This window comes from Lactobacillus sp. PSON (assembly GCF_052615405.1).
This window is the reverse complement of the sequence record NZ_JBQXFW010000006.1, coordinates 24749-47843: the sequence shown is the minus strand read 5'-3', so window position 1 is coordinate 47843 and position 23095 is coordinate 24749. Positions and strand designations below refer to the sequence as shown.

At 33.8% G+C, this 23095-nt stretch carries 25 protein-coding genes, 1 tRNA gene and 1 other annotated feature; of the genes, 2 read left to right on the top strand and 24 right to left on the bottom strand.

The annotated features are described in order from the left end of the window. Positions 1-9: 9 nt before the first annotated feature. The 23 genes from priA to ACTHPI_RS05915 all read right to left on the bottom strand — a co-directional run bounded on the left by priA (position 10) and on the right by ACTHPI_RS05915 (position 18434). Positions 10-2409, bottom strand: a complete 2400-nt coding sequence (priA, locus tag ACTHPI_RS06025) for a primosomal protein N' (RefSeq protein ID WP_445353268.1) — start codon at positions 2407-2409, stop codon at positions 10-12. 55 nt (positions 2410-2464) lie between these two features. Further along, complete coding sequence (rpoZ, locus tag ACTHPI_RS06020) at positions 2465-2692, bottom strand: DNA-directed RNA polymerase subunit omega (RefSeq protein WP_445353267.1); 228 nt, start codon at positions 2690-2692, stop codon at positions 2465-2467. Position 2693: 1 nt separating this feature from the next. Further along, a complete protein-coding gene (gene gmk, locus ACTHPI_RS06015) occupies positions 2694-3308 on the bottom strand; it encodes a guanylate kinase (RefSeq protein ID WP_445353266.1) in 615 nt (204 codons plus the stop codon). Between the two features lie 136 nt (positions 3309-3444). Continuing rightward, a complete protein-coding gene (recN, locus tag ACTHPI_RS06010) occupies positions 3445-5130 on the bottom strand; it encodes a DNA repair protein RecN (protein ID WP_445353265.1) in 1686 nt (561 codons plus the stop codon). Between the two features lie 8 nt (positions 5131-5138). Then, the gene (locus ACTHPI_RS06005; protein WP_445353264.1) at positions 5139-5951 is read right to left on the bottom strand and encodes a TlyA family RNA methyltransferase; all 813 of its coding nucleotides are present in this window, start codon (positions 5949-5951) and stop codon (positions 5139-5141) included. Beyond that, positions 5952-6821 carry a polyprenyl synthetase family protein gene (locus ACTHPI_RS06000; protein ID WP_445353263.1) on the bottom strand — a complete coding sequence of 290 codons (870 nt, stop codon included), beginning with the start codon at positions 6819-6821 and terminating at the stop codon, positions 5952-5954. Positions 6822-6823: 2 nt separating this feature from the next. Then, positions 6824-7066 carry an exodeoxyribonuclease VII small subunit gene (locus ACTHPI_RS05995; protein WP_445353262.1) on the bottom strand — a complete coding sequence of 81 codons (243 nt, stop codon included), beginning with the start codon at positions 7064-7066 and terminating at the stop codon, positions 6824-6826. Next, positions 7063-8412 (bottom strand): exodeoxyribonuclease VII large subunit, encoded by a 1350-nt coding sequence (xseA, locus tag ACTHPI_RS05990; RefSeq protein ID WP_445353261.1) that lies wholly within the window; start codon positions 8410-8412, stop codon positions 7063-7065. Before xseA ends, ACTHPI_RS05995 begins: the two co-directional genes overlap by 4 nt. Continuing rightward, a complete protein-coding gene (locus ACTHPI_RS05985; protein WP_445353260.1) occupies positions 8396-9250 on the bottom strand; it encodes a bifunctional methylenetetrahydrofolate dehydrogenase/methenyltetrahydrofolate cyclohydrolase in 855 nt (284 codons plus the stop codon). Before ACTHPI_RS05985 ends, xseA begins: the two co-directional genes overlap by 17 nt. Before the next feature lie 55 nt (positions 9251-9305). Further along, the gene (gene nusB / locus ACTHPI_RS05980; protein ID WP_445353259.1) at positions 9306-9701 is read right to left on the bottom strand and encodes a transcription antitermination factor NusB; all 396 of its coding nucleotides are present in this window, start codon (positions 9699-9701) and stop codon (positions 9306-9308) included. Beyond that, positions 9702-10133, bottom strand: coding sequence for an Asp23/Gls24 family envelope stress response protein (locus ACTHPI_RS05975; RefSeq protein WP_445353258.1), 432 nt, complete (start codon positions 10131-10133; stop codon positions 9702-9704). A 17-nt stretch (positions 10134-10150) separates the two neighbouring features. Then, positions 10151-10720 carry an elongation factor P gene (gene efp / locus ACTHPI_RS05970; RefSeq protein ID WP_144355484.1) on the bottom strand — a complete coding sequence of 190 codons (570 nt, stop codon included), beginning with the start codon at positions 10718-10720 and terminating at the stop codon, positions 10151-10153. A gap of 226 nt (positions 10721-10946) precedes the next feature. Beyond that, positions 10947-11237, bottom strand: a complete 291-nt coding sequence (rpmA, locus tag ACTHPI_RS05965; RefSeq protein ID WP_144355486.1) for a 50S ribosomal protein L27 — start codon at positions 11235-11237, stop codon at positions 10947-10949. A gap of 18 nt (positions 11238-11255) precedes the next feature. Further along, entirely contained in the window at positions 11256-11567 is a 312-nt protein-coding gene (gene rplU / locus ACTHPI_RS05960; RefSeq protein WP_144355487.1) for a 50S ribosomal protein L21, read from the bottom strand. A gap of 13 nt (positions 11568-11580) precedes the next feature. Continuing rightward, positions 11581-11661, bottom strand: a sequence feature (ribosomal protein L21 leader region). A gap of 62 nt (positions 11662-11723) precedes the next feature. Beyond that, positions 11724-12563, bottom strand: coding sequence for a YitT family protein (locus ACTHPI_RS05955; RefSeq protein ID WP_445353257.1), 840 nt, complete (start codon positions 12561-12563; stop codon positions 11724-11726). Positions 12564-12652: 89 nt separating this feature from the next. After that, positions 12653-13996 carry a DUF2325 domain-containing protein gene (locus ACTHPI_RS05950; protein WP_445353256.1) on the bottom strand — a complete coding sequence of 448 codons (1344 nt, stop codon included), beginning with the start codon at positions 13994-13996 and terminating at the stop codon, positions 12653-12655. A gap of 97 nt (positions 13997-14093) precedes the next feature. Then, the gene (rbsU, locus tag ACTHPI_RS05945; protein ID WP_445353255.1) at positions 14094-14984 is read right to left on the bottom strand and encodes a ribose/proton symporter RbsU; all 891 of its coding nucleotides are present in this window, start codon (positions 14982-14984) and stop codon (positions 14094-14096) included. A gap of 24 nt (positions 14985-15008) precedes the next feature. Next, on the bottom strand, positions 15009-15410 hold the full coding sequence (gene rbsD / locus ACTHPI_RS05940; protein WP_445353457.1) for a D-ribose pyranase: 402 nt from the start codon (positions 15408-15410) through the stop codon (positions 15009-15011). Next, positions 15406-16329 (bottom strand): ribokinase, encoded by a 924-nt coding sequence (gene rbsK, locus ACTHPI_RS05935; protein WP_445353254.1) that lies wholly within the window; start codon positions 16327-16329, stop codon positions 15406-15408. Before rbsK ends, rbsD begins: the two co-directional genes overlap by 5 nt. Positions 16330-16469: 140 nt before the next feature. Next, positions 16470-17396, bottom strand: a complete 927-nt coding sequence (locus tag ACTHPI_RS05930; protein ID WP_445353253.1) for a substrate-binding domain-containing protein — start codon at positions 17394-17396, stop codon at positions 16470-16472. 48 nt (positions 17397-17444) lie between these two features. Then, entirely contained in the window at positions 17445-17624 is a 180-nt protein-coding gene (locus ACTHPI_RS05925) for a 2-hydroxymuconate tautomerase (protein ID WP_144355494.1), read from the bottom strand. Between the two features lie 39 nt (positions 17625-17663). Further along, complete coding sequence (locus ACTHPI_RS05920) at positions 17664-18266, bottom strand: ECF transporter S component (RefSeq protein WP_445353252.1); 603 nt, start codon at positions 18264-18266, stop codon at positions 17664-17666. 91 nt (positions 18267-18357) lie between these two features. Further along, positions 18358-18434 (bottom strand) — tRNA-Arg (locus tag ACTHPI_RS05915). Between the two features lie 155 nt (positions 18435-18589). Here ACTHPI_RS05915 and ACTHPI_RS05910 point away from each other — a divergent pair. Then, positions 18590-19474 (top strand): alpha/beta hydrolase, encoded by an 885-nt coding sequence (locus tag ACTHPI_RS05910; protein ID WP_445353251.1) that lies wholly within the window; start codon positions 18590-18592, stop codon positions 19472-19474. Positions 19475-19500: 26 nt separating this feature from the next. Here the strand turns inward: ACTHPI_RS05910 and ACTHPI_RS05905 are convergent, their stop codons facing one another. Beyond that, positions 19501-20349 carry an alpha/beta hydrolase gene (locus ACTHPI_RS05905; protein WP_445353456.1) on the bottom strand — a complete coding sequence of 283 codons (849 nt, stop codon included), beginning with the start codon at positions 20347-20349 and terminating at the stop codon, positions 19501-19503. Positions 20350-20500: 151 nt separating this feature from the next. Here ACTHPI_RS05905 and ACTHPI_RS05900 point away from each other — a divergent pair, with 151 nt between their 5' ends. Next, the gene (locus ACTHPI_RS05900; RefSeq protein ID WP_445353250.1) at positions 20501-22882 is read left to right on the top strand and encodes a Xaa-Pro dipeptidyl-peptidase; all 2382 of its coding nucleotides are present in this window, start codon (positions 20501-20503) and stop codon (positions 22880-22882) included. The last annotated feature ends 213 nt before the right edge of the window (positions 22883-23095 follow it).

The window sequence follows — 23095 nt, the reverse complement described above, 5'->3', positions numbered from 1 at the left end:
TTTTTCTCCTTATCTAATTCTCTCTGGTTCATTATCAATATAGACATTTAAGCCATATTTTTTAATTTCTTGAGCTGAATCTTGAATTTGATGCAGCAAATTATTTAAATTTTCTTCTTTTTTATATTTTACCAGTATTTGATAATAATACTGGTTTTTTAATTTAGAAATTGCACTAGGTGTTGGACCTAATATAATTGCATCAGTATGCAAATTATTTTGCAGTTTTCTTTTAATTTTAAAAGCTTCTCTAGCAGCATTTTGCTCATTTTTAGAAGCAATAGAAATCAAAACTGTATAAAAATATGGTGGATAATTGCCCGCATGACGAACTTGCATTTCATAACCATAAAATCGTTCATAATTCTGCGATTGCGCTAATTGAATTGCATAATGATCTGGATTATAAGTTTGAATAATCACTTCCCCAGTTTTTTCTGCACGTCCTGCTCTTCCTGCTACTTGCGTTAATAATTCAAAGGTTCTTTCAGATGCATTATAATCCGGCAACCATAATCCAGTGTCAGCATTAATTACACCAACTAAAGTTACATTAGGAAAATCTAATCCCTTAGCAATCATTTGAGTACCCAAAAGGATATCAGCTTCATGATTTCCAAACTTATCTAAAATATTTTTATAACTGCCTTTTTTTCTAGTAGTGTCAACATCCATCCGTAAAATTCTAGCTTCTGGGAGTAATTCTTCTAATTCTTCTTGAATTTTTTGTGTTCCAGTTCCTAAAAAACGAATTTTATTTGATTGACAATTAGGACAAACTTGAGGAATTATTTCACTATAGCCACAGTAGTGACACTGCATTTGATTGGTATCCTTGTGCATTGTTAAAGATAAGTCACAGTTAGGACATTTTAAAACAAAACCACATTCACGACACAACATAAAATTAGCAAACCCTCGTCTATTGAGCATTAAAATAACCTGCTCTTTTTTTGCTAAACGTTCTTTTATAGCATTAAATAATTCTACTGATAAATCAAATTGTCCACCAGCAAATTCTACATGCTTTAAATCAATTAATTTGACTTTAGGTAATTTCTTTTGATTTGCTCTTTTAGTTAATCTGAGTAAAGTGTATACACCTTTTTGAGCTCGAGCACGACTGCCAAGAGAAGGAGTAGCGCTTCCTAACACAACAGGACAATTATTATATTTACTGCGCCATAAAGCTACATCTCTAGCATGATAACGCGGATCTGAATCTTGCTTATATGAGGATTCATGTTCTTCATCAATTACAATTAAACCGATATTTTTAAGTGGAGCAAAAACCGCACTTCTTGCTCCAACTACAACTCTAGTTTCACCTCTACGAATCCTGCGCCATTCATCATAAAGCTCTCCTTCAGAAAGTCCACTGTGAAGAACTGCCACTTCTTGTCCAAATCTTCCTTTTACTTGTTCAACCATTTGTGGAGTTAAAGAAATTTCTGGTACAAGCATTAAAGCATTTCGACCATCTTTTAAAGCTTGATTAATGGCATGTAAATATACTTCTGTTTTCCCACTTCCCGTAATTCCTTCTAATAAGTAAGTTTTTGCCTCTTTATTTTCAATTGAGGAATTAATGTATTTAAGAGCTGATTGTTGCTCATCATTTAATTTAATATCTTTAGAAATCTTTGTATTACCTTCAAAACCAGCCAAAGGATTACGATAAACTTCTACACGCTTTTTTTTGAGCCAATTTTTATTAACAGCACTAGTTAATGTCGCAGTGTTAATTTCAGCATCTTTTTCAAGTTGCTTTTGCATTTTAGGATAAAAATTAAAATTCTGAATAATATCCATTAATAAGTTTTTTTGTTTAGTAGCATTTTCTCTCAAGGAATTATAAATTGTAAGATAATCCTTTTTAGATTTTGTGAGCATATATTGATTTTCAGTTTTAGTTTTAGCCTTATTTTCTACTATATACTCAATCTTTGCATCCTGCGCTTTTAAGAGCTTATGAATAAAGGCAATATTATCAATATCGTCTACTTCATTTAAATCAATTGGGTCTCCTTGAAAATATGGCATCTTTTTAGCTTTTTCAGTTATCGGAGTTAATATCTTTCGATAATTTGCTCTCATTACTCGTGGAAGCATTGCCTTCAAAATTGTTATTCGATAAGAAAACACTTCTTTTGCTAATTCTGCTGATAATTTTACAAGTTCATTAGTAAGAGGCGGCATTTCATCAACTACTAATAGTAAATCTCGTAATTTTCCAGAAAAATTACTCCTCTCACTAATCCCCACAACAAATCCTTGCAATTTTCTAGGTCCAAATGGTACCACAACGCGTGAACCAACTTTAACATCAGGTAATTCTTTTGGAATATGATATTCAAAAATTCGATCTGTCTGTTTGGCAGCAATATCTATAATAACTTGCGCAATCATTTAAATTCCTTTTGTAAAAAATGACCTCCATCTTTTTGATGGAGGTCATTAACTTTTATTCATCTACCAGGTTAACCTCGCGGTGAGCTGGATCAACTGTAACCTTACCAGCTGCAATTTCTTCAAGAGCTCGACCAACAGATTTATCACACTTAAAATGTTCGATTGTTGGTGGATCTCCTGCTTCAAGTTCATGTGCACGTTTGGCAGCAAGTACTGATAATGAATAACGCGAATCAACGCGAGACAATAATTTATCAATTGATGGGTATGTAATTCTCATATTAATCCTCCCTGACCATTTTACGGTAGTCATCGATAACTCGCTTAACACTTACGTGTTCAGCATCAACGATTGCCTTGATATGATCAACTGCATTTGCAACAGTATCATTAACCACGGCATAGTCGTAATCTTGCATTACTAAAATTTCTTTACGCGCTTGCTTAATTCTTCCCCTAATTACATCTTCAGATTCAGTGCCTCTATTTTCAAGACGCATATGTAAAGTATGCAAATCTGGTGGCGTTAAGAAAATGAACACGCCGTCTGGCATTTTTTCACGAACTTTTTGTGCACCGTTAACATCAATTTCGAGCAAAACATCTTTGCCCTCTTTAAGCATCTTCTTAACTGGTGCAACTGGTGTTCCATAAAAATTGCCCACGTATTCATTATATTCCAGAAGCTCGCCTTGGTTAATAGCTTCCTGGAATCTCTCACGACTTACGAAATAATAATCTACTCCATCCACTTCGCCAGGACGAGGCTTACGCGTAGTCATTGAAACAGAATACTCAAAAGGAAACACCTTATTTTCAACGATTGCGCTTTTAACGGTTCCTTTACCAACACCCGAAGGACCCGAAAGGACGAGTAATAAACCTTTATCTGCCATGCCGAACACTCCTAGAAATATCTAATATATTTAGTTTGCACTAAAATACTTTCTTTTTCAAGTCTTAACCGTAGAAAAGCACTGTTATTTTTTAAAAATAAAAACAGAAGTTTGCAACTTCTGTGCATTCTTCTGCCTAACTATCTATTTTAAAACTTTTTATCAAATCTACTGCATTCTGCTTAGCAGCATTAGTTACATTTTTACCAGCCATCATTTGAGCAATTGCTGTAACTGTTTCTTCTTTTGATAATGGTCCTACTTGGGTAAAGGTTGCACCATCTTTTACTTTTTTTGCAACTAAATACCTGTGATCTCCAGCAGCTGCAACTTGCGGGGAGTGAGTAATTGTAATAACTTGCTTATTTTGAGCAATTGAATGCATCTTACGACCAATTGCAGCAGAAACTCTCCCAGAAACTCCAGTATCAATTTCGTCAAAAATCATAGTTCCAACTGGTTCCACTTGACTAAAAATTGCCTTTAACGCCAAAATCAATCTTGATTGCTCCCCACCTGATACAATTTTGACAAGTGGCATTAACTCTTCGCCAGGATTTGGTGCAATTAAAAATGAAATAGTATCCATACCATTTTCATTAAAACTCTTGCTTTCTTCAAAATTAATAGAAAATCTTGCCTTCTCCATATAAAGATCTGCAAGCTCGCCTTTAATCTTTTCTTCTAAGGCATGTGCAACTTCTTCACGATTTCGGTGCAAGTCATTAGCTTGCCCAGTCATAGTTTTTTCTAACTTAGATAATTCATTTTGAATTTCTTCTTCATCAAGTCCACCTGTTTCAAATTGTTTAAGTTCTTGTTGAATTTTTTCATAAAATTTAAATACATCTTCCAAAGTGGGACCATATTTTTTCTTTAATGAATTTAAAACATCTAAACGATTAGTTACATATTGAAATCTTTCTTCATCAAAATCCATCTGATCCATTAAACTAGATAATTCACTTCTAGCATCCCCTAAGGCAAAGACGCCATCATCAACACTTTTAGCAAAGTCCTTAAATTTATTACCAAATTCAGTCAAACTTTGGGCAGCATTTTGCGCTTCACTTAACAAGGTATCCAAGCCACGTTCATCATCGTCATATAGCTGCATAAAAAATTGTGCAGTATCTGCTATTTTTTGATAATTATTAAGCTCATTAAACTCTTCTTCAAGTTTTTCATCTTCTTTTGGATCTTCTAAATTAGCAGCTTCTAACTCATCATTTTGAAACTGTAGAATATCTTGCTTTTGAGCTAGTTCTTGAGCATTTTGCCGTAAATGACGCAATCTAGCAGTTAATTTTTGCCATTTTTGAAAATTTTCTTGATACTGCAGTAAGTCATGTTTAAAACTTTCAGAAGCATAATCATCTACTAAATAAATTTGTCTATCTTGATTCATTAGCATTTGCTGGTCATTTTGACCATGAATATCAACTAAATACTTGCCAATTTCTCTCAAAACATTGATTGTAGTTAATTGCCCATTAATTCTAACAACATTACGTCCTTTAACAGCTAATTCTCTGCTAATAACTAATTGATTATCATCATGAGGAAGACCATATTCATCACATAAATCAGCAATTTTATTTTTTTGTTCTTCTAATTCAAATAATCCCGTAATGACAGCCTTTTTTTCGCCAGATCTGATCATTTCTTTCTGACCTCTTCCACCCGTTAGAAGTGAAACAGCATCAATTAAAATTGACTTACCTGCACCAGTTTCTCCGATTAAAACTGTCATATTTTCTTGAAAGCGAACTTTTAAATCTTTAATTATTGCAAAATTTTCAATATCTAGTTCAACAAGCATACTTTCACCTATAGTCCACTTACCGCATTAGATACAACTTCTTCTGGTGTACCAGTCCAAAGATTTTGACCACCAGACTTTTCATCTTTTTGTAAATGTATCAAAAATTCAATGTTACCTTTTCCACCTTTAATAGGAGAATAGTCTACACCCAATATATTAAAACCAATTTTCATAGCTTCATTCATTGTATGTTCAATAACAGCCTTATGAACTTCATGGTCATGAACAATTCCATGCTTACCGACATTTTCTGGACCCGCTTCAAATTGTGGCTTAATTAAACAAACAGCATCACATTTATCTTTCAAAATAGTATACATTGGTGGCATAATTAAATCTAATGAAATAAAGGAAACATCTGTCATTGCAAAATCAGGCATTCCTTCTTCAAAATCTTCTGGTTTACTATAACGAAAATTTTGTTTTTCCATTACAATAACGCGCGGATCATCTCGAAGTTGCCAAGCTAGCTGATTATAACCAACATCTAAAGCATATACCATTTTAGCTCCATTTTGTAATGCTACATCAGTAAAACCACCAGTAGAAGCTCCAATATCAAGGCAAATTTTATCATTTAAATCAATGTTAAATGCTTTCAGCGCTTTTTCTAATTTAAAGCCCCCGCGTGAAACATATTTTTTTCCATCATCTTTTACATAGAATTTTTCATCTTTAGGAAATTTAGTACCGCTTTTATCAATTCTTTGATGATTATGATCTGATACAAGTCCCGCCATGATTGCACGTTGAGCTTGAGTTCTCGAATGAAAAATCCCTTGCTCAGCTAATAATACGTCTGCTCTTTCTTTTACCATTTACAATACCTTTTTATAAAGATCTAAAAATCCAACCAATACTTCATTATTTAAGCCTTGCAAATCTTCTTTTGCTTGAGTAATCAAATTTTGCAATTCTTTGCGGCTCTTATCAATTCCAAAAAGAGTAAGAGTGTTGTTTTTTCCTTCCTCTTCATCTTTATGAGTAGCTTTTCCAGCTTCTTCAGTAGTTTCAATTACATCTACCAAATCATCATAAATTTGATAAGCACGACCAAATTCACGCGCAAAATCAATTAATTTGACTTGTTTAATATCATCTGCATGTGCATATACCGCTGCCATCTGTACGCTTGCTTCAATTAAACATCCCGTTTTAAGCCATTCCATCTGATTGATAAAATTAGCATCATTGGCAACTGTTTCATTATTAGTAGAATCAATATCTAAATATTGTCCACCAACCATACCATTTGGTCCAATTGCTTGAGTAATAATTGTAACTAATTCTGAAGAATTGCTTCCCTGAGAAATCCACTGAATCCCTAAAGGCAACAGAGCATCCCCTGCTAAAATAGCTTCTGCTTCACCCCATTTTTTATGACTTGTTAACTTTCCTCTACGATAATCATCATTATCCATTGCAGGTAAATCATCATGAATCAAAGAATAAGTATGAATCAATTCAATACCAGAAGCTATTTGAATAGCATTTTCATCAATTTCTTGTCCTAACGAATTTAAGGTAGCCAAAAATAATAAAGGTCTTAATCTTTTTCCACCAGCCATAACGGAATATGCCATTATTTGACTCATCTTCTCATTATCAATCGTTTTTGACAATTGTTTTTCTAAATAATCATTAATAACTGGTGTCCATTGCTCTTTAAAATATTGAAATGCTGTCATAATTATTCCTCTGGTGCACTTGCATTAGTTGGATCAAGACGATGTTCGCTACCGTCAGTGTCAATTAGTTTTGCAACTGTTTCTTCTGCTTGAGTTAATTTTTTCTCTAATGTTCGACTAATCTTAACTCCTTCTTGAAATTCCTTAAGTGCATCTTCTAACGGAACATTTCCATTTTCCAAATTATTAACAATTTTTTCTAATTCGGTTAATTGACTTTCAAAGTTATTTTGGTTTGCCATCATTTTCTCCTTATTGTTTTTACAACTGCAGATACCTGACCGTCTTTAAAATGTAGATTCAATTCTTCGTTTTCAGATATTTGGTCAACAGAACTAACTGTCTTGTCTTCAAGATTAGTTGTATAAACATATCCACGGTCTAACGTCTTTAATGGACTATAATCATCAAGTTGTTGAACAGTTTGTGCAAAAACATTTCTTTTATTTACTAAATAATGTTTTATACTATCAAACAGCTGTTTTTGATAAAAATTATTTTGTTGGTGCAATTGCATAATTCTTTGATTCGGATTAGAGCTCAATAAACGCTGCTTCAATAAATTATAATCTTTCGTTGAAGCATTTAAAATATTCTTAATACTATTTTGCAAACGACTTTTTAACACATCAACAGTCTGAATTTGTTGATCATATAGTCTAGCTGGCTCACGCATAATAATCGAATTATTAATTTGAGTCAATTTATCTCGTTTTTGTTTAATTAATGCTTGAATGCTTGCCTGCATTCTGCTTTCAAGTTGATGCAATTTTATTAACTCATCTGATAAATTAGGCGTAGCATATTCAGCAGCTGCTGTTGGAGTTGCTGCCCGTTGATCAGCAGCTAAGTCACAAAGTGTAGTATCAGTTTCATGACCTACCGAAGAAATTACAGGAATAGGCATATTATAAACCTGTCTTACTACTGATTCTTCATTAAACGGCCACAAATCTTCTAGAGATCCACCTCCACGACCAATAATCATTACATCATATTCGTCCTTTTTAGCAGCAATCTGCTTCATAGCTCTTACTAAAGAATCTGCAGCTGTATCTCCTTGTACTTGTGCAGGAAATAAGTCAATCTCCGCATGAGGAAAACGACGATTTGCAGTTACCATAATATCGTGAATTACTGCACCTGATGCACTAGTAACCACTGCAATTTTATCTGGAAAATGTGGAAGCTGTCTTTTATGTTCTAAATTAAATAAGCCTTCCTTACTTAACTTTGCTTGAAGTTGTTTAAATTGCTCATATAATGCTCCAAGTCCGGCTGGTTCCATTTGTTCCGCATAAAATTGATATGAGCCTTGTGGTCCATAAACACTCACATAGCCAACAACATATACTTTCATGCCTTCTTCTGGCTTAAATTTTACTTTATCAAAGAAAGAACGAAACATCACTACATTAATTTTGGATTTTTCATCCTTTAATGAAAAATATTGATGTGAATTTCTGCGAAAACGAAAATTAGACAGCTCTCCTTGTAAAAATACTTTATGCAAATACGGATCTTTTTTAAATTTTTGTGTAATATAATAGTTTAAATCCGTAACTGTTAAATACTTATTCTCGGATGCCATTTGCTCTCCTCGTTAACTTAATAACCTGCTCCATCAAAAATTCTACAGTCAACGGACCTACTCCACCAGGAACTGGAGTAATCATACTTGCTTTAGGTTCTACTTCATCAAAAGCAACATCTCCTACTAAATGACCATTAACGTGATTAATACCAACATCAATGACAATCGCACCATCTTTTACCATATCTTTAGTTACTAGATTAGCTTGACCAGCAGCAGAGACTAAAATATCTGCCATTTTAGTATACTCAGATAAATTTTTGGTAGCTAAATGAAGAATAGAAACTGTAGCATTTTTTTCAAGCATTAAAGCAGCTAGTGGCTTACCTACAATATTGCTACGTCCAATAATTACAGCATTTTTTCCTTCTAAGTCAACTCCATAATGATCTAGTAGCGCCATAATACCGTCAGCAGTAGCCGGTTCTACAAAGTGATTTTCCTGCCATAAACGTCCAATATTACTTGGAGTCAGACCATCAACATCTTTTTCTGGACTAATTCTTTCAAGCACTCGATTAACATTAATATGCTCTGGTGCTGGCAATTGAACCATGATTCCGTGCACTTTAGGATCTGCATTTAATTTATCAATTAAAGCTAAAACATCTTCTTCAGATTCAGTTTTAGGCAATTGATAAATTTTTTGAATTATCCCCACACTTTCAGCGCGACGTTTTTTAGTACGAACATAAACTTTACTTGCAGAATTATCTCCAATATTAATTACGCAAAAATATGGTTCAATTCCTTGAGCCTTTAATTTTTCTACTTGCTTTTTTAGTTTTTCTGCTCTTAAATTTGCAAATGCCTTCCCATCAAGAATTTTTCCCATTTAATCATTTCCTTTCCTAGCAAAAATAGCCGGCAAAATGCCGACTATTAGTACTTTATTTAATGAAGTTTGCCAAAATTCCATTAACAAATGGCTTTGCCTTTGGATCAGCAAATTCATCACATAAGTTTAAAGCTTCACTAACCGCTGCCTTAGGCTCAATTTCGTCACTATACTTAATTTCATATAAAGCAACTTCCAAAATTGCAATTGTAGTTTGATTAATTCTAGATAACTTCCAGCCTTTTTTCAAATGAGATGAAATTTCATCTTCAAGTTCACTACGCTTTGCAATAATGCCTTCAATAAGAGTCTTTGAATAGGCAGAAAGCTCTTTTAAATCAAGCGTTTGTACGGTTTTGGCTTCAACTTCTGCAGCAGAATAAGTTGGTTCTTGATTTGCCAAGTAGACTGCTTGCATTGTAACCTTACGACTTTCGTGTTGATTCATTTACTTATCTTTATCCTCCGGAAACAGCTCTGAAGTGACCTCTTCAGCATTTTTCTCATCTTCTGGAAAAACTAGGCCCACAACATGAACATTAATTGCTTTAAGTTCAAGATCTGTCATTTGAACAAGTTGTGCTTTTAATGCTTTTTGCAATTTAGTTGCTACAACTGGAACATTGACACCGCTGTTAAGGTAAACATAAACATCAGCGACTAACTTTTTATGCTCATCAACGCTAACGCTTACTCCTTTACCTCTATCTTCTCGTCCTAATACCCAGTTAAGACCAGACTTAAGGCTTCCGCGCATTCCAGCTACACCATCAATTTTTTCAGCAGCAATGCCCAAAATAACTTCAAGAACACTAGGATCTATCTTAATTTGTTCGCCGTTTTCTTCGCCGCTTAAGAGAATTTTTGAACTATCTGCCATATTATTACCTCAAAAAACTACTTATTAGCACGTGATACATAACTACCATCAGCTGTGTTAATAGTTAATACATCGCCTTCATTAATAAAGAATGGAACGTTAACTACTAAACCAGTTTCCATAGTTGCAGGCTTACCACCACCTGATGAAGTATCACCTTTAATATTTGGTTCAGTCTTAGCTACTTTAAGGTCAACTGTGTTAGGCAATTGGATACCTAAAGTTTCACCTTCGTGTGTAATTACACTAACATTCATATTTTCAAGTAAGTACTTAGATTCTTCTTCAACTTGTTCATTTGGAATTGCTAATTGATCATAAGTTGAAGTATCCATAAATACATAACTTGAACCGTCATTGTATAAGTATTGCATTGACTTGGTTTGAATATCAGCAGTTTCAACTTTAGCAGTTGAACGGAAAGTATTTTCTTGAACTGCACCTGTACGCAAACTCTTGAGCTTTGAACGTACAAAAGCACTACCCTTACCTGGTTTTACGTGTTGGAATTCAATGATACGCCATAAATCGTTATTGTATTGAATAGTTAAGCCGTTCTTGAATTCATTAACTGAAATCATTGTCATATTAGTTCCCTCATTTCTACACTATCTATGTTACCAATTTAAGCTCGATTTGGCTATAAATAATCTTCGAAAATTATAGAGAAAATAGGTCAAATTTTAGCAAAAATGACAAAACTCTTAATATCATTCTACTAGCCAAATCAATAAGATAACAATAATTTGAATGACTATAATAGTTAAAAAAGGCAAGAGCTATTTTGCTCCTGCCTTTTTAAATAGAACTGTCTTATTCTGCTTCGTCAGCTGGAATAACAGAAACTTGCTTTCTGTATTTGCCAAGACGTTCAAACTTAACAGTACCGTTTACCAATGCAAATAAAGTGTCATCGCCACCGCGACCAACATTTGCACCTGGGTGAATCTTAGTACCACGTTGACGGTAAATAATTGAACCTGCGTGGATGTCTTGACCATCACCAACTTTTGCGCCTAAACGACGACCAGCTGAGTTACGACCGTTAGCAGTAGAACCGCCACCCTTGTGGTGGGCAAATAATTTCAAACCTAAAATATTCATTATTGTTTCACCTCTGAATTAAGCTTCAATCTTTTCAACTGTAACCTTAGTGTAAGGTTGACGGTGACCATACTTAGTGTGTGAGTGCTTCTTTGGCTTGTACTTGAAAGTTACAACTTTCTTTTCCTTGCCTTGCTTTTCAACTTTAGCAGTAACCTTAGCACCTTCAACTAATGGAGTACCAACTTTAACATCGCCATCATTAGCTACAAGGATAACTTGGTCAAAGGTAACGTTTGAACCTTCTTCTGCATCAAGCTTTTCAACAAAGATTGCTTCACCTTCAGCAACCTTGTATTGCTTACCACCGGTCTTAATAATTGCGTACATTTGTACACCTCCGTAAAATACTTAGACTCGCCGAATTGGGGTGCTTCCTACTTCGAAAGACTTCTGACCCACAATCGTGCGGTTGCAGATGTGGAGGTCTCCACAAATACAACTACTACAGTTTACTACCAAATATAGAACTTTTCAATAAAAAAATCAGATTCCCCATCGTCCACCGTGGACTTTAGCTACATTTGAAGTAATGATAAAGGCATCTTCATCAATTTCATGAATTTTCGTAAGAAGAGCACCATATTCGTTAGTATCAACAATAATTAAAAGTTGCTGCTTGGCATCGTCACTATATCCACCGACAACATTATAAACAGTTAAACCAACATAATCATTTTGTAGCATTTCACGAATTTCTTTTAAATGTTCATTACTCATAATACGAACTTGATATTTTTTATCAAAACCGGTTTCAGTATAATTCATCGTAATTGCTGTTACTACTTGTGAAAAAGCTGCCAAGAAAAATGCATTCCAACCATCTACAAAAATGTTTAAGAAAATTATAACCATGTCTATACATAGCAACGTAGTAGCAGAGTTTAAATAAAAGTATTTTTTAAGAATCATTGGTGGAATTGTTGTTCCCCCACTTGAAGCATTAACGCGATAAAGAAGCGATACTCCAAGTCCCATTAAAGCTCCACCATAAATCACTGCCAAAAGTTCATTATTAGTCGCTTTAAAGCTAGGCGTAATTTCCATTAAAAGAGGCAAAAGCAAACTTCCCAATGCAACATTTTTGGTGGTTTTTTTACCAAGAAAAACAGCTGCCAAAATCAACATTAAAATATTAACTACAAAAACTGTAATTGATCGGTTAATTCCCCATACAGCATCAACTAAAATCGAAATCCCCGTTGATCCTCCTGCAGCGATATTGATAGGTCCATAAAACAAGTTAATTGAAATTGCAATAATCTCAAGTCCAACTAGAAAAACCAACCAACGCATCCAAGAACGTTTTTTTATATTATTTTTCATTATCAAGCGTCCTCTCTATTTGTAATAAGTATATTGTATACAAAATTGTGACACCGTCTCAACCTTAATTACAAAAAATAAGGAAATTTTTAATTTTGAATTTCATATTTAATCGTTTGATTACCTTCATAAGCAGGAAGACCATTTTCAGCTCGATAAAGCGCTCTTTCAAAAGATTGATAACCTTTACTTGAGCTAACTGCAAATTTTGCACCGTATTTACTACTAAATTCTCGGATATTCCAAGTACTGTCATGAGCAGCAAAAGCCGTCACTAAAATCACAATATCTAAATCTTTAATTTGATTTTCTATTACTTTCTTTTTACCTTCAAAAGCATCAATTGGAATCGGTATTCCATTATAACGAGTTACTATACTTTCAAGCATTGCTTCATTTTGATTATCACCAATTGCAATTCCTACTCGTTGATAATGAAGGTCCATATCTAACTTAGTTAACTCCTCATTAGAAACTGTCTTTTCTTTTTTCTTTTTAGTATTTTGTACTCTCTTTGGTTGCTCAGTTTGATAAATCCAGCGAATTTGAACTGCATCTGCTGGATTTTTCTTAAGACGAACATCCCCACTATACCAAGCTAAATCAACAATTGAGCCATCTTCGATATGAATATTTTCTCCTTGATAATAACTGGAATCAACTGGGATGACGACACTTTTACCACGGATTTTTAATTTTTCACCGCGAATGTTACGCGTAATTGCAAAACTACCTGTATTTCCTTGAACTACGCCATACTTAAATTCTTCAACTTCATCATAGTCACGCTTGCGCATTTTTCTAAATCCTACAACACGCAAAATCTCAGCTTCATAATTTGGATTTGCCTTATCTTCTAGAGCCTCCACAATATCACCAGTTTTCAAATTCAATGGATGAACTTGCGATTCTTTTACTGTGTAAACAGTATCACCATTATCATTGATTAAATCAGCTCCACTAACCAAGCGAATAACTGTATAACGTTGTCCTTTTCGATAATCACGCTTAATTTTTTCCTTTGGTTTCATTGCATCTTCAAAAATTTTTTTATTAACAGCTTCACTTGTTGGAGTAGATTTTTGAATTGCTTGATCAAGTTTACCTAACGCATTTCCATAGTTTTTTCCAACACCTGGCTCAAAAGTTAACTTATGAAGTGCTGATAAAGAAGCATTTTTTGCATTTTTATCGCCAGGATTTTCTATTAAATTTGCTAATTGCAAAATTAAATTTCGAACTTCTTTATTTGCATGATTTTGCTGTGCAATATTTTTAGGCTTAATTTTATTTGGCTTGCTTTTAAAATTATCCGGTTTATCATCTGCCATATTAATAATTGTTTTTATTGCAACTAAACTATTCTTTAGGCTTTTATCATCGCCATCTGTTTTCATTAAAATTCTTTTTAAGTTATTTCTATAATCAAACATTTTTTCATCCCCATTTTAGACTTTATCTTTCTAATTATAACTTACTTTTAATCACCAAAACAAAAAACCGCTGAATTCCATCAGCGGTTTTAATGAGTTATACAATTACGGTCATTGCAGCAGCTGCAATAATTAAAATTAATCCTAAAACGGTAATTACCATTTCCTTCTTAGTCTTAGTTTCGTGTAGCATCCAAATTCCAGTCAAAGTTGCCAAAACTACAGAAGTTTGTGACAAAATAAACCCTGTTGCTAAACCATTCATATTTGGTTGAGCGGAAATAAGATAAGTCAATGCTGCAAAAGCAAAGAAGAAACCTGAAATAATTTGTTTATAAGAAACTGCTTCAGCTAAAGCAAATTTTTCTTCATGATTCTTAAACCACAAGAAAATTGCATAAACAATAGCTACAATGCACATTCCAATTGATTGTGGTAAAAATGCACGTGAACCATCAATATGAGCAGCTTGAGGAGCTGCAGAATAAGCCCAATAGCCAATTTCACCAATTAATAAAACAATTACAGCTTTTTTAAGCTTAGAACTACCTTCAGCAGTCTTTTTCTCAGTCCAAGTTGTCATCCAAGCACCGATAATAATTAAAATCAATGCAATAAAACCAATTAACTTATCTGGTAAGCTGGGCCAATCTCCTAATGCAAATACACCCCATAAAGATGCTCCCAAAAGTTGAAAAGCCGTTGTAATCGGCATTGCACGAGAAGATCCAATCAAAGTAAAGGAATAAAAAGTAATTATCTGTGCACTTGCCCATCCAATACCTGAAATAATCGACCACATAAGACTTGCCCCACTTGGCAAACCCAAGCCTTGAATCAAATCATAAATCAAAGCAAAGATAAAAGTCCCAAAGGCTGCACCAATAATTTGATTAACAGGCTTACCACCTATTTTTGAAGCAATCGTTGGAAAGAATCCCCATCCAATCAAAGGCCCTAGTCCAATTAAAAGAGCAATTCCATTCATATTTTTCACCTATTCAATTAAATTTTAAAAGATTACTCCACTTTCTAAAATAACATTTGAGTATGGAGTTTCTTCACCAGTTCTAATAAAGGCCTTTGACTTAGATAAGTCCTTTTTCAATTCAGAATGAGGAATAAACTCAATTTCTACATCTGGCAAAACTTTTTTAATTTCTTCAAGTTGCTTAGGATTTTCAGTTTTAATTTCTTCAGCAACATAGATTTTTTGAACTTCTAATTCAACTAATACTTCTTTTACCACATCAATAAATGATGGAAGACCTGCTCTAACTGAAAGATCAATCTTTTCAGTATCTTTTGGAACAGGTGTACCGGCATCACCAATTCCTAGCCAGTCCATATGACCCATATCAGCAATTACACGAGAAATATTTGAATTCATTACACCAGTTTTTTCATTTTTAATTTTCCTTTCCGTAAACTTCTTCTACTTTTTCTTTAGTTGGGATTGATGGCATTGCACCAAGGTTTTGAACTGTAATTGATGATGCTTTTTGACCATAATCAATTGCCTCATCAATATTAGATAAATCTGGCACTAAGACTGCACTCATTGCCCCAATAAAAGTGTCACCAGCTCCGGTAGTATCAACTGCTTTTACAGTGTGTGCAGGAACTAAACCATGACGATTGCCATCACAGTAAAATACACCGCGCTCACCCAAAGTAATTAAAGTCATCTTTACACCTTTGCTCTTAAAATATTCAGCGGTTTTAAGCATATTTTCTTCATTATCAACTTCAATACCAGTGATAGCCGCACTCTCTGTTTCATTTGGAGCAATAATATCAGTTACACTCAAAAGCTCATCACTAACTTCTGAAGCAGGTGCTGGATTTAAAATAGTTATAACCCCATTTTCTTTAGCAATCTTGAAAGCTTCGATTGTAGCAGGAATTGGTGTTTCAAATTGAGCAATAATATAATCACTATTTTTAATTGTTTCGCTAGCTTCTTTAATTTGATCGCTATCTACTTTAGCATTTGCACCAGCATCAACTAAAATACTGTTTTGACCCTTTTCATCTAACATAATTGTTGCAGCGCCAGTATCAGCATCTTTACGCTTTTTTACTTGAGACAAGTCTATACCTTCATTTTTCATTGTATCAAGCATAAACTTACCACCATCATCTAATCCAACTGCTCCAATAAAGCTAACTTGTGCACCACTTCTTTGAGCACTAACTGCTTGATTAGCGCCCTTGCCACCTGCAGCACTAGATTTTTCTGAAACATGGAGAGTTTCTCCAGGCAACGGAATATGATTAATATGTAAAGTTGTGTCTAAATTAATACTTCCTAAAACTGAAATCTTTGTCATTGGGAGTTCTCCTTTACTTATACTTAATATTAAATTTACTTCTTGATTTGTTATAATTATTATTCCATATCATGTTAACGCTTTCAATAAAATTTGAGATAAAAAGAACTATTTTAGTTCTTATTTTAGTAAATTATCTGTTATAAACTTTCACGCTGGACAATTTTTGTTCCAATCAAAGTCTTCTGAGCTTGCCACGAACTTGATGCTACTTGTCCTTGCAATTGAAAAATCACTTGATTTACTATTTGATCAATTGGTACATAAACCGTAGTTAAAGAAGGCGACAACAATTGACTTTCATTAATATCATCAAAGCCCATAATCTTTATATCTTCTGGAATTTTGATATTTAATTTACTGCATTCTTTTATAATGCGAATAGCTAAATAATCATTTTCACAGAAAATAACCTCTGGTAATTTTTTACTAGAAAAACCATTCAAATCTGCTATTGGAGATAGTTCACTTGGATTAATTTTATAAAAATTATCCTTATTAATTGTTATATGATGGTCTTCAAGTGCTGAAAAAAATCCAGCTCTTCTCATTAAAAAATTAGCATTTTCTTTGGCCAAAGCTGCATAACCAATTCTTGAAATACCTTTATTAATAATAAACTCAGCTGCATTATAAGTAGCGCGATAATTATCCATCGTTACAAAATCACAATTTAAATCTTCAAAATACGTATCAAGAAAAACTACATTTTGAATTTTATTCGTAATAAATTTTACCTGCTTTTTTGTCAAATCCGTTCCCAAAACAATGGCATTGGTTATTGATTTAGATTTTAAAAGCATACTTAAATCTTGCTTTAAATAATCAATTTTTAAATTGTTAATTCTTAAATCTGTCCCAAATCCTGTCACACTCTTAGATAAGTTAGTCACCAAATGATCAAAAAAAGGCAAACTATAATAGTTACGATTAACTATTCCATTTTCATCGCTAATAATAATCAAATCACAACTAGCAACTTTTCTAATTCCACCATTAATCGCAATTGAAACTGCACTAATTGAAACATCAGCCAGCTTAGCAATATCGCTCATTTTTAATGCCATAGTTTTCTCCAAAACAAAAAAGCGCTAGCTTCTCTAGCGCTTAAAATGTTATGCACGCCATTCTCCACCTTGACCATAAGTATGCTTATCAAGTTCATTGATAATCACGTGAATGTGTTCTTTAGGTGCACCCGTATTTTTGTGAACAGCTTCAGTAACATCCTTCATTAAATTAGTCAATTGCTCATCAGAGCGTCCCTTAATTAGTTCAATATGTACAAAAGGCATAATTTTTCCTCCTATTTTTTACTAAAATTATACGCTACTTTAAGACTTTTTGCGGATAATTTTTAATGCGGGCAAAATAATCGGCGTCAATATTCCTGTAAAAATCATTTCTATAATTCCATTGAAGCCTAAAGCCATAATCAAAATAATAATCAAAGGCTGGCCTGAACTGGAAATATTCAAATACTTAGTTAAGCTTGCAGGATCATGAATAAATATTAAACTAGCAATTACTATTACTAGAGCAGTATTAGTAAATGAAGTTAGAAAGCCTGCTAAAAAAGCTGCTAATTTTTGATTTTTATTAGCTAATATTTTTTCAGTTATTCCAGCAACCATCCCAGCACAATATCGCGGTAAAATGGCTATCAATGGGTTTTGAAAAAGTAAAATCGTTACCATATCAGTTGGTTGCAAATAAGCCATAATTAGTCTTGTAATACCCCAAAAAAGCCCAAATAAGCTTCCTGCTTTAATTCCCATCAAGCTTGCATATAAAGCCACAGTCAAAGGAACAGTCGTAATTGCAGGCAATCCTGGTAAAAGATGAAGATAGCCAATATTAGGTACAAAAGTCTGCAGTAATAATATAGCAGTGAAAATGGCAGTAATGGTTAAATTTACTGTTTCTTTTTTTCTCATCAAAAAACTCCAATTAATTTTTTATTTAATTTTACAAAAAAATAGAAAAAATTAAAACAAAAAAGGTAACATCTACAGATGTTACCTTGCTTGGTGATCCGGGTGAGATTCGAACCCACGACCCACAGTTTAGAAGACTGTTGCTCTATCCAGCTGAGCTACCAGACCAGTTGTATGTTTGTATGTCCTCAACAGAACATAAACTATTATAAGGGCTATTTTTGAAAAATGCAAGCTTTTTTTATAAAAAAATTTCAATTTTTTTGAAAATGTACTAAGATTATTTATGTAAGTGATTTCATTTTTAGAAAGAGACTTTTACTATGGATAAAATTGAACTAGAACAATTAATTGGACGTTTTAGAATAAATGCTAAAGAACACGATGATAAACGCGACAGCGGTCTTTCTACTCCTCAAGAAGTAGAAAGAATTGATAACCTTCCTTATGGTCCCGACCCTAAATGGAATTTGCTCGATGTTTATCTTCCAAAAAATATTACTCCACCATATCCTACAATTATTAATATTCATGGTGGTGGCTGGGTATATGGAACTAAAGAAACTTACCAATACTATGGTATGGGAATTGCTAGGCGAGGTTTTGCTTTTATTAATCCAAATTATCGCTTAGCTCCAGAAAAAGCCGAATATCCTGATGAATTAAATGATATTAATCAATACATCCATTGGGTAGATAAACATGCTGAAGAATATCGTCTTGATAGAAATAATGTCTTCATTATTGGAGATTCTGCAGGTGGACAAATGGCAGAACAATATGCAACTATTTTATCAAACCCTAATTATGCAAAATTATTTGACTATAAACCCGTTAATTTAAACATTAGGGCTGTTGGTCTTAATTGTGCTGCTTCTTTTGTATTGAATGGTCTCAATGGATTAGAATCTGCATATTTTACTCCTGAAGCTGTTAAAAAGTATCATGAACAGTTAAATGTTGAAAAATATATTACTAATCAATTTCCACCAACATTTTTAATTACTGCAAATGATGACTTTTTACGTGATATGCAACATACTCTGTTCGGCTTTTTACTTGCACGCGGTGTTCATGCTGACTTAAATATGTATGGCAGTCAAAAGCATCCCTTAGGTCACGTCTTTTTCGTAGATCAAAAAAGCAAAGCAGCTGCTAAAGCAACAGATGATGAACTAACTTTCTTTAGAAGATTTATTCAAGAATAAAAAAAGGCTTCACAATGAAGCCTTTTTTATTTATTCCACAAAAATTTAATTAACACCTTATCAACCTGGCTATTTTCATGAAGTCTTGAATGACGAGCATTTTTACCAGTAAACTTAACTACTTGATAACTTTTAGCGTTATCGGCTACTAAATACTTCAAAGAAAGTGATGACACATTCGGTACAGTACCATCAGTCTTACCACCGATGTCTCCAATAATATTTAAAACTCTAACTTGGTTTTTAGGATAAGTATTGCGAACTTGCGTCATTTCTTTGTAAGTTTTGTTCATCTTGTTCGGCTTGCCGTTTTTATCAAGCTTAAGTCCTTTTGGCTGGCGAATATCACTAGGCACATCAAAGTTAAGTCCTGCAAAATGTCCCGCCATATCAACTTGCTTAACTAACTTAGGCATCTTTTTATTTTTACCATTTAAAAGCATGTAATAAATAATTGAAATATTCCCCAAAGAATGACCTACCATATTCATTTTCTTAAAAGAATATTGCTTTTGCAGAGCTTTAACTACATTAGTTGCATAAACTCCATGCTCCTTAAAATTTAATTGACGATTATTTTGATAGTTTACTTCAACAATAGGATTTTTAGCATTTTTACTAAAATTACCAATTAAAGTTACCTTTCCACTAGGAGTAACCTCTGCTCTAATAACCGACTTCGTAACACCAGCCTTTTTGGCAGCGTCAACCATATGCTCTTCAGCGTGATATGATGACCCTCCTCCATGAAAAAATAAAGTTGGTGTGCCAATCTTAACTTTGCTAGTCTTTGCAGAAGTTGACTTAGAATTTGAACAAGCTGCTAATATTATTGTCAAGATAGCTAAGAACGGGATTAAGAACTTCTTTTTCATCATTATTCCTCTTTCTAATTAACTCACGATTATTTTATCTTCAAGAAGTTAAAAAATGAAATATTTATTACTAATTAATAGCCATAATTATTTTCTATCATTGATAAAACTAGTACACTTAAATTAATAGAATTAGTCAAAGGAGATTATTATGAAGTACAATCAATACGCTTATGTTAATAGCGACTTTGCTAGACAAGAAAAAGAATTGCTAGACATTAACTTCTTACCTAAAAACTGGCAAGATTGGAAATTCAGCGACTTGCTTAGTAAACTTATCAAAACAATTATTGTTGAAGCTAAAAGTGATGAAGCCAAAACGGCCAAACTTGCTGAATTTGCAGTTTCTGATAAAGAAACCTTGGCGCATTTTTTAGCAAAAAAGCCGGAAAAAATTGGCACCAATCAGTTTTACAACGTAGCCTTGCAACTATTAGGCTATCACGTTAATTATGATTACAAATTAGATGATTCAACAGGTTTTATGCAAAGACAAGCCTTGCCATTTTTACAAGATATTGACTCTCTTCATCGCTTAGTTGAAGTCTTTTATCGCTTGCTAAATACTCGCGCCAAAAATGGTCAGCTCTTAATTGATGTAATGGCTGGCAAGGGCTACTTCACTCAATTCTGGGGTCAAAATAAGTTCATGTTCTTCAATGGAAAATCCCTGCCTGTTTTTAACACTGAAAAAGTAATTCGAGAAGTAGTATATGTTGAAACTGACCTTGATACCGACCAAGATGGTAAAAGCGACCTTATTCAAGTGACTGTATTTAGACCAGCTGAATCAAATAAGGGTCTTAAAGTCCCAGCACTATACACTGCAAGTCCATATTTCGGCGGAATTATTGCAAATGAAAAGCGCAACCATAACGTTGATGAAAACTTGAGCGATGCTACTAAATGGACTGACCCCCAGTATGTCGCTTCTCCTCATATTGATGCACCAAAACCTGACTCAGAAAATTCTCCATCAACTGAAGAAGCAGTTCATAAGTCTTCTTACCCACTTAATGAGTATATGCTTGCGCGCGGTTTTGCGAGTGTTTTTGCGGGAGGAATCGGAACTCGCGGCAGTGACGGATTAAGAATTACTGGAGCTCCCGAAGAAACTGAATCTGCTAAGGCTGTTATAGAGTGGCTACATGGCGATAGAATTGCTTATACTGACAGAACTAAGAAGCATGAAACAAAAGCTGATTGGTGCAATAAAAACATCGGTATGACTGGTCGTTCATACCTTGGTACGTTGCAAATTGCAGTTGCCACTACTGGCGTAAAAGGACTTAAGACAGTAGTTTCAGAAGCTGCAATTTCATCATGGTATGACTACTATCGTGAACATGGCTTGGTAATAGCTCCTGAAGATTGCCAAGGAGAAGATTTAGATTTATTAGCAGAAACTTGTCAATCTAATTTGTGGGATGCAGGTAGTATGCTTAAAATTAAGCCAAAATATGACGCAGAACAAAAAAAGCTATACGATAAAGAAGACCGCATAACTGGTCAATACTCTAATTTCTGGGATGTTCGTAACTATCGCCATCATACAGACGGCATCAAATGTTCATGGATCAGCGTTCATGGACTTAATGATTGGAATGTAAAACCTAAAAATGTTTATAAAATTTGGCAAAAAGTTAAAAATTTGCCAATTGAACACCACCTATTCCTTCATCAAGGACCTCACTATAATATGAACAACTTTGCTTCTATTGACTTTACTGATTTGATGAATCTTTGGTTTGTACATGAATTGTTAAATATTGAAAATCATGCTTATGAACAATGGCCAACTGTAATGATTCAGGATAATCTATATGCCGATAAGTGGCATGAAGAAGATGACTGGTCTGATGAAATCGGCCATGAAACTACTTACTATCCAACCGATGACCATGAATTATATAAGGATGGTAACGGTAAAGAAAAACAGTCATTTGTTGATGTTGGTGGAAAAGAATTCAAAGAGGCTAAAATTTCTGAGAGTGAATGGCAATATAAATTTATTTCTGGGGATGAAAAATGGGCTAAAGCCAGTCTGCGTTATACAACTGATGAATTTATTCATCCAACAACTATCGTAGGCCGTCCAGAAGTCACAGTCCGCATATCTGGAAGCTTGCCAAAAGGGCAACTCTCCGTAGCCTTAGTTGAAATGGGCAAACGCAAGCGTCTAACTCCTACTCCTAAATTCTTAATGCGCGGCGGTCAAGAACTTGGCTATCGCTTCGGAACTGATACCTTGCAAGAATTTGTTCCAGATAAAATAACCGATGCAAAACTAATCACTAAGGGACATATGAACTTGCAAAACTACAAAGATATGAAGAAACCTAGTGAAATTAAAGCTGATCAATTTGTTGATTTGAAGTTTAAACTTCAGCCAATTTATTACCGCATTCCTGTTGGTTCAAGCTTAGCACTAATTATCTATTCAACCGATCAAGGTATGACTAAGCGTCCACTTGAAGATGAAACTTATACAGTTGATTTAGCAGGAACTGAATTAAGATTTTGGCAAAAGTAATTAATGATATATGAAAAGGATTATAGTCGTAATTGGCTATAATCCTTTTTTTGGAGGATAGAAATTGATTTTTTTATAGATTACAAATTTACTTCCATTGACTATCTCTTGCGTAAGTATAAGCAGTGTACTTAACTGGTAAATACATTCTCTTACCACTCTTAGTCTTACCAACGAAGTAACACTTCATACCTTAAAATTAAGTTTAGCCAT

Bases quoted from the DNA above. Each gene is read 5' to 3' on its own strand.
- ACTHPI_RS05930 (WP_445353253.1), bottom strand. From the start codon at position 17,396: ATGGCATTAAAAATGAGCGATATTGCTAAGCTGGCTGATGTTTCAATT.
- xseA (WP_445353261.1), bottom strand. From the start codon at position 8,412: ATGGCATCCGAGAATAAGTATTTAACAGTTACGGATTTAAACTATTAT.
- ACTHPI_RS05910 (WP_445353251.1), top strand. From the start codon at position 18,590: ATGGATAAAATTGAACTAGAACAATTAATTGGACGTTTTAGAATAAAT.
- gmk (WP_445353266.1), bottom strand. From the start codon at position 3,308: ATGGCAGATAAAGGTTTATTACTCGTCCTTTCGGGTCCTTCGGGTGTT.
- ACTHPI_RS05905 (WP_445353456.1), bottom strand. From the start codon at position 20,349: ATGAAAAAGAAGTTCTTAATCCCGTTCTTAGCTATCTTGACAATAATA.
- rpoZ (WP_445353267.1), bottom strand. From the start codon at position 2,692: ATGAGAATTACATACCCATCAATTGATAAATTATTGTCTCGCGTTGAT.
- priA (WP_445353268.1), bottom strand. From the start codon at position 2,409: ATGATTGCGCAAGTTATTATAGATATTGCTGCCAAACAGACAGATCGA.
- rplU (WP_144355487.1), bottom strand. From the start codon at position 11,567: ATGTACGCAATTATTAAGACCGGTGGTAAGCAATACAAGGTTGCTGAA.
- rbsK (WP_445353254.1), bottom strand. From the start codon at position 16,329: ATGACAAAGATTTCAGTTTTAGGAAGTATTAATTTAGACACAACTTTA.
- ACTHPI_RS05925 (WP_144355494.1), bottom strand. From the start codon at position 17,624: ATGCCTTTTGTACATATTGAACTAATTAAGGGACGCTCTGATGAGCAA.
- ACTHPI_RS05920 (WP_445353252.1), bottom strand. From the start codon at position 18,266: ATGAGAAAAAAAGAAACAGTAAATTTAACCATTACTGCCATTTTCACT.
- rpmA (WP_144355486.1), bottom strand. From the start codon at position 11,237: ATGAATATTTTAGGTTTGAAATTATTTGCCCACCACAAGGGTGGCGGT.
- ACTHPI_RS06000 (WP_445353263.1), bottom strand. From the start codon at position 6,821: ATGACAGCATTTCAATATTTTAAAGAGCAATGGACACCAGTTATTAAT.
- ACTHPI_RS05975 (WP_445353258.1), bottom strand. From the start codon at position 10,133: ATGGCAGATAGTTCAAAAATTCTCTTAAGCGGCGAAGAAAACGGCGAA.
- ACTHPI_RS05955 (WP_445353257.1), bottom strand. From the start codon at position 12,563: ATGAAAAATAATATAAAAAAACGTTCTTGGATGCGTTGGTTGGTTTTT.
- rbsU (WP_445353255.1), bottom strand. From the start codon at position 14,984: ATGAATGGAATTGCTCTTTTAATTGGACTAGGGCCTTTGATTGGATGG.
- ACTHPI_RS05900 (WP_445353250.1), top strand. From the start codon at position 20,501: ATGAAGTACAATCAATACGCTTATGTTAATAGCGACTTTGCTAGACAA.
- ACTHPI_RS06005 (WP_445353264.1), bottom strand. From the start codon at position 5,951: ATGGTAAAAGAAAGAGCAGACGTATTATTAGCTGAGCAAGGGATTTTT.
- ACTHPI_RS05985 (WP_445353260.1), bottom strand. From the start codon at position 9,250: ATGGGAAAAATTCTTGATGGGAAGGCATTTGCAAATTTAAGAGCAGAA.
- efp (WP_144355484.1), bottom strand. From the start codon at position 10,720: ATGACAATGATTTCAGTTAATGAATTCAAGAACGGCTTAACTATTCAA.
- nusB (WP_445353259.1), bottom strand. From the start codon at position 9,701: ATGAATCAACACGAAAGTCGTAAGGTTACAATGCAAGCAGTCTACTTG.
- ACTHPI_RS05950 (WP_445353256.1), bottom strand. From the start codon at position 13,996: ATGTTTGATTATAGAAATAACTTAAAAAGAATTTTAATGAAAACAGAT.
- ACTHPI_RS05995 (WP_445353262.1), bottom strand. From the start codon at position 7,066: ATGATGGCAAACCAAAATAACTTTGAAAGTCAATTAACCGAATTAGAA.
- recN (WP_445353265.1), bottom strand. From the start codon at position 5,130: ATGCTTGTTGAACTAGATATTGAAAATTTTGCAATAATTAAAGATTTA.